Genomic DNA, 11,108 nt, shown 5'->3' with positions numbered 1-11,108 from the left:
GCCTAGGGGCCGACGATCTGCTCCAGCCCCGCCACGGAGTCCGCCAGCGAGAGATCCTCCCTCCCGGCGATGAACGGGAACAGCAGGCGGTTCTCCTTCTGGAGGTGGAGCCTGAACGCCCTCGTGACGGCGAGGCCGAGCGCCGCGGCATGCGCCCCGTCCGCCGCGCGCAGCTCGTCGACGAGCCCCACGATGGCCTGATGGTCCTGGAGCATGCCCTCGACCAGCAGGCGCCCCTCGGGTGTTCCGCGGGCTCCCCCGTACAGGGGCCCCTCTTCGGCGAGCGCGTGGGGGATCAGCTCGTCCTCGCACCACGAGACGAGATTGGCCTTCTCGTCGTAGGCCGTGTTCACATCCCCCGCGTCCACCGCGGCGATCAGGGCGTCGGAGAGCGCCGTGGCGCGTTCGAGCATGTGCGAGTGGTGCCTCTCGATCGAGGCGAGCGCCTCGTCGTCATCCGAATGCGTGTGTCCCATGGCACACATGGTGGGGGCCCCACCGCCGCGCATCAAGGGCTGGCAGTCACGAGGCCGTCGCGAAAGCCGACCAGCCCGCCATGAACAGCCCGCGCTGCGGGAGCCAGAAGTCCCCGAGCGCCGCCTGCTGTGGGAGCGGGGCCGGGCGGCCCAGGGCCGTCCCGTCCAGGCTTGCCGTGGAGTCCTCCACGAGCCACACGCGGCGGGGACGCGCCACGAAATGGTGCCCGTTCGGCGTCGTGCCCGCGAGCCGGAGCGTCCCGGTCCGCAGCGCGCCCGCCGCGACGAGCCCCATGGCCCGGGAGAAGGCCCGACCCCGCCACACGCCGTCCGGGATCGCGGCGCAGGCCGCGGACATGGCGGAGGTGAGCGGGGTGGCACGCAGCGAGAGCGACCACTCGAGCGAGACGGGGGCCGGGACCTCCACGCGCAGCTCCCGCGCGCCGGTCCAGGCGATCTCCACGGGCGCCTCGACCTGCAGCTCGACCGCCGCGCCGAAGTACCGGGCGCAGGACTGGGCCGGTGGGGCGCTCGCGGCCATGGTCCACCGCCCGGCCGGATCCCGGATCCAGACGGCGCTGTAGGCGGGGCCCACGGTGGAGACGGGGAAGCGCCGCAGCGCGAGCACATGCCCCAAGGCGAACGGGACGCCCATGACTCCGTAGCCGGCGAACCTCTCGTCGGCGCCCGGCGGCGCCGATGCGTCCTCGGCGGCCTGGGCCGCGGTCCGGGGTTCCATGCAGGCAGTGTGCGCCCGCCCGCCCCGATCGCGGAAGGCCTGCGCCGGGCCGGCCCGGGTCAGGAGACCGGCCCGGGTCAGAGGTGTACGTGGAGGCGGCGCGCGGCCTCGGCGAGGGAGCCGGAGAGCGAGGGGTACACGGCGTACGTGTTCGCCACGTCGTCCACGTGCAGCTTCTGCTCCACGGCGAGCGCCAGGGCGAAGATGAGCTCCGACGCGTTCGAGCCCATCACCACGGCGCCGATCACCGTGCCGGAGCCCTTGCGCGAGATGATCTTGATGAACCCGTCCGTGGTGTTGCGCATCTTGGCGCGGGCATTGCTCTTGAGCCGCAGCGTGACCACGTCACCGGCGATCCGGCCGCTCGTCACGTCGTCCTCCGAGACGCCCACAGAGGCGATCTCCGGCGAGGTGAAGATGTTCGAGGCCACGTGCCCGAGGTTGAGCGGCGTGACATGGTCGCCCATGATGTGCGCCACGGCGATGCGCCCCTGCATCGCCGCCACAGACGCAAGGGCGAGCACGCCTGTGCAGTCCCCCGCGGCGTACACGTTGGTCGCGGTGGTCCGGGAGACCCCGTCGACCTTCACGTGGCCGCTCTCGGTGAGCGCCACGCCCGCCTCCTCGAGCCCGATCCCGGCGGTGTTGGGGATGGAGCCGACGCACACGAGGCAGTGCGAGCCCGTCACCTGGGTGCCGTCGCCGAGGGTGACGACGACGCCGCCCTCCGTCCGCTCCACGGCCTCCGCACGCGAGCGGGACAGGACGCGCACGCCGCGGCGCTCGAACACCTTCTCGAGCAGTTCGGCGCCGTCCGTGTCCGAGCCGGGCAGCACGCGGTCCCGCGAGGAGATGAGCGTCACCTTCGAGCCGAGCCCGTTGTACGCCGAGGCGAACTCCGCGCCGGTCACGCCCGAGCCGACCACGATCAGCTCCTCGGGGAGCTCCTCGAGGCTGTAGATCTGGGCCCAGTTCAGGATGCGCTCGCCGTCCGGCCGGGCCGTGGGCAGCGCGCGGGGGTGGGCGCCGACGGCGACGATGACGGCGTCCGCCTCGATCCGCTCGGTCCCCTCCGCGGTGGCGACCTCGAGGGCGCCCGAGTCGGCGAGCCGCCCCGAGCCCATGACGATCCGCACGCCCTGGGCCGCGAGGCCGGCCCGGATGTCCTCGGACTGCTGGCGGGCCAGGCCCAGGAGGCGCTCGTTGACCACCCGCAGGTCGGCGTGGAGGTCGTCGCGCGTGATGGGCTGGTCCGAGGCGGCCTGCGCGCTCGCGCCGGGGCCGCCGAGCCGGATGCCGAGGGCCGCCGCCTCCTCGACGCGGGTCATGAGGTCCGAGGTCGCGATGAGGGTCTTGGACGGGACCACGTCGGTGAGGACGGCGGAGCCGCCGAGGCCCGCGCGCTCCACGAGGGTCACCTGCGCTCCGAGCGCTGCCGCCACTGCGGCGGCCTCGTAGCCGCCGGGGCCTCCGCCGAGGACTGCGATATGGGGGGCCGCGAAGTCAGGATTCATCGTCACGGAAGACCATTCTGCCCCTCGAGAGTGGCTGCGTGCCACGCGGGCGGCGCGTTGGTAGGTTCGTCCTGTGACTTCCGAGCCTTTCGAGCTGGCCCAGGCCGCCGCAGACCACATTGCCCGCGCAACCGGCGTGCCCCGCCACGACATCGCCCTCGTCCTGGGATCGGGCTGGGGCGGCGCGGCGGACCTCATCGGGGAGACGACGGCGACCCTCACCGCGAGCGAGGTCCCCGGCTTCTCCGCGCCCGCGGTGGAGGGCCACGTGGGCACCATCCGCTCCGTCCTCACCGCGGACGGCAAGCGCGCCCTCGTGCTCGGCGCCCGGACCCACTACTACGAGGGCAGGGGTGTCCGCGCCGTGGTCCACGGGGTCCGCACCGCCGCCGCCGCCGGCTGCCGGGTGCTGGTCCTGACCAACGGGTGCGGCGGCCTCAACCCGGACTGGGCCCCCGGAACGCCCGTGCTCATCAGCGACCACATCAACCTCACGGCGACGTCCCCGCTCGAGGGCCCCACGTTCGTGGACCTCACCGACCTCTACTCGCCGCGCCTGCGCGAGCTGGCCCGGGGCGTGGACCCGAGCCTCTCCGAGGGCGTGTACGCGCAGTTCCCCGGCCCCCACTACGAGACGCCTGCCGAGGTGCAGTACGCGAAGAGGATCGGGGCCGACCTCATCGGCATGTCCACGGCCCTCGAGGCCATCGCGGCCCGGCACGCGGGGCTCGAGGTGTTCGGCATCTCCCTCGTGACCAACCTCGCCGCAGGCATCAGCCCCGAGCCGCTCAGCCACGAGGAGGTCCTCGAGGCCGGCCGCGCCGCGGGCCCGCGCATCTCCCGCCTGCTCGCGGACGTGATCGCCGCGGTCTGACACCGGCGCGCGCCCTCCCCCTGCCTGACCCCGCAAAGGACCCCAGCCATGAGCACCCCCGACCCCGAGCTGAACGAGCTCCTCGCCCGCGCCGGCGCGTGGGCGGAGGCGGACCCGGACCCGGGCACCGCGGCCCAGCTCCGCGAGACGATCGCCCACGCCTCCGAGGGACAGCCGGCCGCCCTCCAGGAGCTCGCCGACGCGTTCGCCGGCACGCTGCAGTTCGGCACGGCGGGCCTGCGGGCAGCCCTCGGCCCGGGGCCGAACCGCATGAACCGCGCGGTGGTCCGCCGGGCGGCCGCGGGGCTCGCGGCGTTCCTGAGGCAGAGGGCAGCGGACGACGCCGGGCGGCCGCGCGCCGTCGTCGGCTTCGACGCCCGCACGGGTTCCGACGCGTTCGCGCGGGACACAGCCGCCGTCTTCACCGCGGCTGGGATCGAGACGTTCCTGCTGCCCGCCCCCCTGCCGACTCCGGTGCTCGCCTATGCGCTGCGCGCGCTCGGGTGCGACGGCGGCGTCATGGTGACCGCAAGCCACAACCCGCCCCAGGACAACGGGTACAAGGTGTACCTCGGCGGCCGGGCCGTGGACGAGGCCGGCCGGGGCGCGCAGATCGTGGCCCCGGTCGACGCCGAGATCGCCGCGCTGATCGACGCCGCCGGGCCTGTGGAGGGCATCCCGCTGGCCGAGGAGGGGTGGACCATCCTCCCGGGCTCGGTCGCGGACGACTACCGCGATGCGGTAGTGGCCCTGGCACGGCCGGACCTCTTCCCGGCCCGGGACCTGCGGATCGTCCTCACGCCGCTGCACGGGGTAGGCGGGGAGACGGCCCGGGACGTGCTGCACGAGGCCGGATTCACGGACGTGCGCCTCGTCGAGGCCCAGGCCGCCCCGGACCCGGCGTTCCCCACCGTGGCCTTCCCGAACCCCGAAGAGCCGGGGGCGCTCGACCTCGCGCTCGAGGCCGCGCGCGAGCAGGGTGCGGACATCGTCATCGCGAACGACCCGGACGCGGACCGCTGCGCAGTGGCCGTGCCGGACCTGGCCACGGGCGAATGGCGCATGCTGCGGGGAGACGAGGTCGGGGCGCTGCTCGGCGCCCACATCGTGGCGCGGGTCGGAGCCGGTGCCTCCGCGGAGGCGGTCTTCGCGAACTCGATCGTCTCCTCGCGCCTGCTCGCCCGGATCGCGGAGGCGGCGGGCTTCCGCCACCAGCAGACCCTCACCGGCTTCAAGTGGATCTCCCGCGTGCCCGGGCTCGTGTACGGGTACGAGGAGGCGCTCGGCTACTGCGTGGCGCCAGAGCTCGTGAAGGACAAGGACGGCATCTCAGCGGCGCTCCTCGTGGCCGAGCTGGCGGCCGCCGCCAAGGCCGAGGGCGCGGACCTTACGCGCCGGCTCGACGAGCTCGCGCTCCTCCACGGCCTGCACGTGACGGACCAGCTGAGCGTGCGGGTGGCAGACCTGGGGCTCCTCGGAGCCATGATGACGCGCCTGCGGGACACCCCGCCGGAGTCCTTCGCCGGCTCCCCCATCGAGGAGGCCGTCGACCTCTCGGCAGGATCAGAAGGCCTCCCGCCCACGGACGGCCTGCTCTGGACCACGAGGGACAGCACGCGCGTCATCGTCCGGCCCAGCGGGACCGAGCCGAAGCTCAAGTGCTACCTCGAGGTGGTACGCCCCGTGGACAGCGTCCTCGAGCTCCCGGACGTGCGCCTCGCCGCCCGGCAGGCCATGGACGCCGCGCTCGAGGACGTGCGGGAGGCGCTGGGCCTCTAGCGCGCGATCTCGATGATCCCGTCCGCCACTCGGACTCGGAATGCGGTGATCGCGGCGCCGGGGCCGTCGAGGCGCTCGCCAGTGCGCAGGTCGTACACCTGCTTGTGCAGGGGCGAGGCGATGGTGGGGCGGTCCCCGCGGGACCCGACGATGCCGCGGCACATGACGTAGGCCCCCGTCACGGGGTCGCGCTGGTCCACGGCGTACACCTCTCCTGTGGAGAGGCGGAAGACGGCGATCTGGCGGCCGGCGACGAGGGCCGCCTCGCCCCAGTTCGGCTCGAGGTCCTCGACGACGCAGACGCTGTGCCAGGTCTCGACGGCTGCTGTCTCGAGGTCGGCCGGTGAGTCGGTGGGGAGGGCTGTGGTGGTCATGCATCCACGCTAGGGCCGGGGCGATTTCACCCGGGTTGATGCCGTGTCACCGGCACGTTAAACCGGCCTCACCACGGTGAAACACCCCTGTGACATATGCGTCGAAGGACCGTTACACCCGGGCAACGGGTGCGAAATCGCCTCTTCCTACGCTGGAGGAAGTCCTCGATTTCCCCGACCGGAAGGCCGCACCGTGAGCATCCCCACCCCGAGCCAGCCCGCCGCTGGCACCTCGGAAGAGACCCTCTCCGACGCCGCGTCGCCCCGCCGCGTCGTCGTGATCGGTGGAGGCCCCGCCGCGCACCGCTTCGTCGATGCGATGACGGCCCGGGCCCTCGAGGGCCCGGGTGGCGCCGGCCGCTTCGAGGTCACGGTCCTGACCGAGGAGGCCCACCTCCCCTACGACCGCGTGGCGCTCTCCAAGGCCCTCCTCGGCGACGTGGACCTCACCCTGGGGGACGCCGCGCTGTGGGAGGCGCCCGGCGTCGACCTGAGGACCGGCACCCGCGCGGTGCGGATCGACACTGGGGCGCGCACGGTCCACGCGGAGGACGCCTCGGGCGAGCCCGTCGCGGTCCCCTACGACGAGCTCGTGCTCGCCACCGGCTCCAACGCCGCACGCCTCCCCATCCCCGGCGCGGACCGGACGTACGTGTACCGCACCCTCGAGGACGTCTGGTTCCTGCGCGCCGAGATCGGCCGGCTGGCCGAGACCCTGGGCCGCACGCCCGTCGTGGCCGTGATCGGCGGCGGGCTCCTCGGCATCGAGGCCGCGGCCGGCGCACAGTCCCTCGGCGCCGAGTCCGTCATCATCGACGGCTCCCCGTGGCCCATGAACCGGCAGCTCGACGAGGGCGCGGGCCAGGCCCTCACCCGGCTCATCGGGGCCAAGGGCTTCACGATGCACGGCGGCGTGTTCCCGTCCGAGGTCCTTCTCGAGAAGACGGAGGACGGCGGGGCGGGCGCCGTCACGGGCGTGCTCATGGCAGACGAGCGCGTCATCCCCGCGGACCTCGTCGTCGTCGCCATCGGCGTGCGTCCCCGCGACGAGCTCGTCCGGGACGCCGTGGCCGCGTCCGGGGAAGCCGGGGACGCCCCGGGCACCCAGACGGATGGAGCCTTCGAACTCGGGCCACGCGGCGGCGTCGTGATCGACGAGGCGTGCGCGACCGGCGCGCCGAACGTGTGGGCGATCGGCGAGGTCGCGAGCTTCGGCGGCATGTGCCTGGGCCTCGTCGCCCCGGCCAACACGATGGCGGAGATCGTCGCGGACCGTCTCCACGGCGGCGAGGCGACCTTCCCCGGGTTCGACACCGCCACCAAGCTCAAGCTCTCCGGGGTGGACGTGGCCAGCTTCGGCGACGCCTTCGCCGAGGAGCCGGGCGCGCTCGAGATCGTGTACGCGGACCCGGCCCGCGGCGTCTACCAGAAGATCGTCACGACGGACGACGCGCGGACCCTCCTCGGCGGCATCTTCGTCGGGGACGCCTCCCCGTACCTGAGCCTGCGCCCCCTCCTGGGCCGCGAGCTCCCCGCCGAGCCGGGCGCGTTCCTCTCGGCATCCGGCGGCGAGGCCCCCGAGACCGAGCTGCCCGACGACGCCATCCTCTGCTCGTGCAACAACGTCGCTGCGGGGGCGCTGCGCGACGCGGTGAACGGCTGCGGGACGTGCGAAGGACAGGATCCGGTCCAGGACGTTGCGGGCCTCAAGGCCTGCACCAGGGCGGGCACGCAGTGCGGCTCGTGCGTGCCAATGATCAAGAAGCTCCTCGAGGCCGAGCTGCAGAAGTCCGGCGTCACGGTCTCCAAGGCGCTGTGCGAGCACATCCCGCTGTCCCGCCAGGAGCTCTTCGACAACATCCGCGTCCTGCAGCTGACCTCGTTCGAGGACATCATGTCCCGCTACGGCAGCGGCGCGGGCTGCGACATCTGCAAGCCGACCATCGCCTCGATCCTCGCCTCGCAGCACTCGGCCTACGTCCTCGACGCCGGCCGCGGCGCCCTCCAGGACACGAACGACCGGGCCCTCGCGAACATGCAGAAGGACGGCACCTACTCGGTGGTCCCGCGCATCCCCGGCGGCGAGATCACGCCCGAGAAGCTCGGCGTCATCGCCTCGGTGGCCCAGAAGTACGGCCTGTACACGAAGATCACGGGCGGCCAGCGCATCGACATGTTCGGCGCCCGGCTCGAGCAGCTCCCGGAGATCTGGGGAGAGCTCATCGCCGCCGGCATGGAGTCCGGGCAGGCGTACGGCAAGAGCCTGCGCACCGTGAAGAGCTGCGTCGGGTCCACGTGGTGCCGGTACGGGCAGCAGGACTCGGTGGGCATGGCCATCCAGCTCGAGCTGCGCTACCGAGGCCTGCGGAGCCCGCACAAGCTCAAGCTCGGCGTCTCCGGCTGCGCGCGCGAGTGCGCCGAGGCGCGCGGCAAGGACGTGGGCGTCATCGCGACCGCGGACGGCTGGAACCTCTACGTGGGCGGCAACGGCGGCGCGACCCCCGCGCACGCCCAGCTCCTCGCGAAGGACCTGGACGATACGACGCTCATCAGGTACATCGACCGCTACTTCATGTACTACATCCGCACGGCGGACCGCCTCCAGCGCACCGCGCACTGGCAGGCGGAGCTCGACGGCGGGATCGACCACGTGCGCGAGGTCGTCGTCGAGGACTCGCTCGGGATCGCGGACGAGCTCGAGGCGGCCATGGCCAAGCACGTCGACTCCTATGAGGACGAGTGGGCCGCGACCCTCGCGGACCCCGAGCGCCTGCGCCGCTTCCGCTCGTTCGTCAACGCCCCCGACGCATCCGATGACTCGATCGTCCACGTCGCCGAGCGCGACCAGATCCGCCCTGCGACAGAGCGCGAGAAGGTCTCGCTCGGCGCCACCATCCCCGTCCGGTCCGTCGCAGTCGGCCAGGAGGCCTGAGCCATGCAGCCGAACCTCTCGCTCTCCCTCTCCCTCGAGGGCCTGCCCGTCGTGGTGCTCGGCGACGCGGAGGAGTCCCGCCAGGCCCTCGCACGCTACCGCCGTGCCGGTGCGAGGATCGCGTTCTACGACTCGCCCGAGGCGTACCTGGGCGCCGTGGCGGTGCCCTCGCGCCCGGCGCTCGTCGCCGTGGTCGGCAGTGCCGCCCAGCGCTCGGCGGCAGGCGCGCCCGACGCCGGGTGGGCGCCCGTGCTGGCGCACTACCGCACGCTCGGCGTCCCCCAGGTGCAGGAGCCGGCGGCCGGCCCCCGCGGGCACGTGACGCTCGTGGGCGGTGGCCCGGGCTCGCGCGGCCTGCTGACGTCCGACGCCCTCGAGGCCCTCCGCGACGCCGACGTGGTCCTGTACGACCGGCTCGCCCCGTGGCAGGAGCTCGCTGGGCTCACGGCCGCGCAGCTCATCGACGTGGGCAAGCTCCCGGGCCACCACAAGGTGCCGCAGGAGGAGATCAACCGGCTGATCGTCGAGCATGCCCAGCACGGCTGCGGGGGGCGCGGGGCCAACGTGGTCCGGCTCAAGGGCGGGGACCCGTTCGTGTTCGGCCGCGGGGGCGAGGAGGCGGCGGCTTGCGCCGCCGCGGGCGTGCCCGTGCGCGTGGTCTCCGGCATCTCGAGCGCGGTCGCCGTCCCGGCGGCCGCCGGGATCCCCGTGACCCACCGCGGCGTGAGCCACTCCTTCACGGTCGTCTCCGGCCACGCTCCGCTGACCTCCACCGAGCACGAGAGCCTGGCCGGCCTCGCAGCCGAAGGAGGCACCGTCGTCGTGCTCATGGGGATAGCGACCCTGCCCCACCTCGCAGCCGGCCTGCGCCGTGCCGGGCTGGACAGCGGGACCCCCCTCGCCGTCGTCGAGCGCGGCCACCTCGCCGGGCAGCGCACCACGGTGACGGAGCTCGGCCGTGCCGAAGCGGAGACGGGCGGGTGCGCCAACCCGGCCGTGATCGTCATCGGGGAGGTCGTGCGGCTCGCCGGGTTCGGGGCCGCGGGGGCGGCCGCGGAGCTCGAGGGGCTCGCGGAGCAGCTCCTGGCGCATCCGGCAGGAGCCGAGCCAGTGGGCGCAGCGCCGGCCGGAGGCCGCGCATGACCCCAGCCGTGGCACACGATCCGGCCAGGACTGAGGCGCCCGCTATGGCGGCGGGTCCCGCAAGGACCGCAGAACCAGGCAGGCCCGAGGCCCTCGAGTCGGCGCTCAAGGGCTTCCGGGTCGGCGTGACGTCCCACCGGCGCTCGGAGGACCTCATCGAAGCGCTCACGCGCCGCGGGGCCCGGGTCCTGCACGCGCCCGCGCTCACGATCGCCCCGGTCGAGCAGGACCTCGGCGTCATCGAGGACACGCAGCGGCTCATCGCGGCCCGGCCGGACCTCGTGATCGTCACGACGGCCTACGGGCTGCGGCGCTGGACCGAGGTGGCAGACGCCGCCGGGCTCGGCGAGGAGCTGCACTCGGCCCTGGATGCGTCCGCGGTGTACGTGCGCGGGCCCAAGGCGCGCGGGGCCGTCCGTGCCGCGGGCCTGTCCGATTCCGGCATCTCCCCGGACGAGACGACCGCCTCGCTCGTGGACCTCATCCTCGAGGCGCATGGGGGGCGTCTCGACGGGAAGACCGTGGGCGTCCAGCTGCACGGGTTCACGGACCGCATCCAGCTCGCGCGGCTTCGGGACGCTGGCGCCGAGCTCGTCACCGTGACCCCGTACCGGTGGGTGCGGCCCGACGGCGGCGACCGGCTCGAGGCGCTCATCACGGCCGTGTGCGCTGGGGAGCTCGACGTCGTGACGTTCACGAGCGCGCCCGCCGTGGACGCACTCTTCAGCACCGCGCATGAGCTCGGCGCCTACGACGCGCTCCTGGCCGCGCTGCGCGGGCCTGTGGCGACCGCGGCCGTAGGCCCCGTCACCGCCGCACCTCTCGAGGCCGTGGGCCTGCGCCCCTGGGTGCCGGAGCGCTACCGGATGGGCGCGCTCGTCAAGCTCGTCACCGACCGCCTCGCGGAGCGTGCAGGCCGCAGCCTCGCCACCGCGGCCGGGCAGGTCGAGGTGCGCGGGAGCGCGCTGCTCGTGGACGGCGAGGAGGTGCCGCTCGCGCCCGCGCCCATGGCGCTGTTCCGGGCGCTCTTCGACGCCGCCGGGAACGTCGTGCACCGGGAGCCCCTCACGCAGCTCGTCTCGGCCAGCGGCTCGAACCATGCACTCGACATGGCAGTCAACCGTTTGCGCAGTGCCCTCGGGGGTAGGGACCTCGTGCAGACGGTCGTCAAGAGGGGATACCGGCTCAGAGTCCTGCGCTGAACGGGCGGCTGGCCCAAGGCTGGCCCAAGGCTGGCCCGTGGGATCCCCGGCGTCCCACGCGCCATATCAGCCACT

General features: G+C 73.7%; 9 protein-coding genes. 5 read left to right on the top strand and 4 right to left on the bottom strand.

Annotated features, from left to right (window positions below; genetic code table 11):
- Positions 1-2 precede the first annotated feature (2 nt).
- The 3 genes from ABCQ75_RS00585 to ABCQ75_RS00575 all read right to left on the bottom strand — a co-directional run bounded on the left by ABCQ75_RS00585 (position 3) and on the right by ABCQ75_RS00575 (position 2,735).
- The gene (locus ABCQ75_RS00585) at positions 3-476 is read right to left on the bottom strand and encodes a hemerythrin domain-containing protein (protein ID WP_345882454.1); all 474 of its coding nucleotides are present in this window, start codon (positions 474-476) and stop codon (positions 3-5) included.
- Between the two features lie 46 nt (positions 477-522).
- A complete protein-coding gene (locus ABCQ75_RS00580) occupies positions 523-1,215 on the bottom strand; it encodes a hypothetical protein (RefSeq protein WP_345882452.1) in 693 nt (230 codons plus the stop codon).
- Between the two features lie 77 nt (positions 1,216-1,292).
- A complete protein-coding gene (locus tag ABCQ75_RS00575) occupies positions 1,293-2,735 on the bottom strand; it encodes an NAD(P)H-quinone dehydrogenase (protein WP_345882451.1) in 1,443 nt (480 codons plus the stop codon).
- A gap of 67 nt (positions 2,736-2,802) precedes the next feature.
- On the opposite strand from ABCQ75_RS00575, the gene ABCQ75_RS00570 reads away from it, so the two are divergent.
- Positions 2,803-3,603: a purine-nucleoside phosphorylase gene (locus tag ABCQ75_RS00570; RefSeq protein ID WP_345882450.1), complete on the top strand. Its 801-nt coding sequence runs from the start codon at positions 2,803-2,805 to the stop codon at positions 3,601-3,603.
- 48 nt (positions 3,604-3,651) lie between these two features.
- Positions 3,652-5,382 carry a phospho-sugar mutase gene (locus tag ABCQ75_RS00565; RefSeq protein ID WP_345882449.1) on the top strand — a complete coding sequence of 577 codons (1,731 nt, stop codon included), beginning with the start codon at positions 3,652-3,654 and terminating at the stop codon, positions 5,380-5,382.
- Here ABCQ75_RS00565 and nirD read toward each other — a convergent pair.
- Complete coding sequence (gene nirD / locus ABCQ75_RS00560; RefSeq protein ID WP_345882448.1) at positions 5,379-5,756, bottom strand: nitrite reductase small subunit NirD; 378 nt, start codon at positions 5,754-5,756, stop codon at positions 5,379-5,381. The two genes, ABCQ75_RS00565 and nirD, sit on opposite strands and share 4 nt — an antisense overlap.
- A 199-nt stretch (positions 5,757-5,955) precedes the next feature.
- On the opposite strand from nirD, the gene nirB reads away from it, so the two are divergent.
- Genes nirB through ABCQ75_RS00545 form a run of 3 tightly spaced genes read left to right on the top strand, consistent with a single transcriptional unit; the run spans position 5,956 to position 11,033 of the window.
- Entirely contained in the window at positions 5,956-8,688 is a 2,733-nt protein-coding gene (gene nirB / locus ABCQ75_RS00555; RefSeq protein ID WP_345882912.1) for a nitrite reductase large subunit NirB, read from the top strand.
- A 3-nt stretch (positions 8,689-8,691) separates the two neighbouring features.
- Positions 8,692-9,831 (top strand): uroporphyrinogen-III C-methyltransferase, encoded by a 1,140-nt coding sequence (cobA, locus tag ABCQ75_RS00550; RefSeq protein ID WP_345882447.1) that lies wholly within the window; start codon positions 8,692-8,694, stop codon positions 9,829-9,831.
- A 44-nt stretch (positions 9,832-9,875) separates the two neighbouring features.
- Positions 9,876-11,033: a uroporphyrinogen-III synthase gene (locus ABCQ75_RS00545; RefSeq protein ID WP_345882446.1), complete on the top strand. Its 1,158-nt coding sequence runs from the start codon at positions 9,876-9,878 to the stop codon at positions 11,031-11,033.
- The last annotated feature ends 75 nt before the right edge of the window (positions 11,034-11,108 follow it).

Origin of the sequence: Sinomonas halotolerans (assembly GCF_039615075.1) — a bacterium.
Classification (GTDB): domain Bacteria; phylum Actinomycetota; class Actinomycetes; order Actinomycetales; family Micrococcaceae; genus Sinomonas; species Sinomonas halotolerans.
This window is presented reverse-complemented; position numbering and strand designations above follow the sequence as displayed.

What these genes read in the sequence shown, in the direction of transcription:
- ABCQ75_RS00585 (WP_345882454.1), bottom strand. Translation starts at nt 476, where the DNA reads ATGGGACACACGCATTCGGATGACGACGAGGCGCTCGCCTCGATCGAG.
- nirD (WP_345882448.1), bottom strand. Translation starts at nt 5,756, where the DNA reads ATGACCACCACAGCCCTCCCCACCGACTCACCGGCCGACCTCGAGACA.
- ABCQ75_RS00565 (WP_345882449.1), top strand. Translation starts at nt 3,652, where the DNA reads ATGAGCACCCCCGACCCCGAGCTGAACGAGCTCCTCGCCCGCGCCGGC.
- ABCQ75_RS00580 (WP_345882452.1), bottom strand. Translation starts at nt 1,215, where the DNA reads ATGGAACCCCGGACCGCGGCCCAGGCCGCCGAGGACGCATCGGCGCCG.
- ABCQ75_RS00545 (WP_345882446.1), top strand. Translation starts at nt 9,876, where the DNA reads ATGGCGGCGGGTCCCGCAAGGACCGCAGAACCAGGCAGGCCCGAGGCC.
- cobA (WP_345882447.1), top strand. Translation starts at nt 8,692, where the DNA reads ATGCAGCCGAACCTCTCGCTCTCCCTCTCCCTCGAGGGCCTGCCCGTC.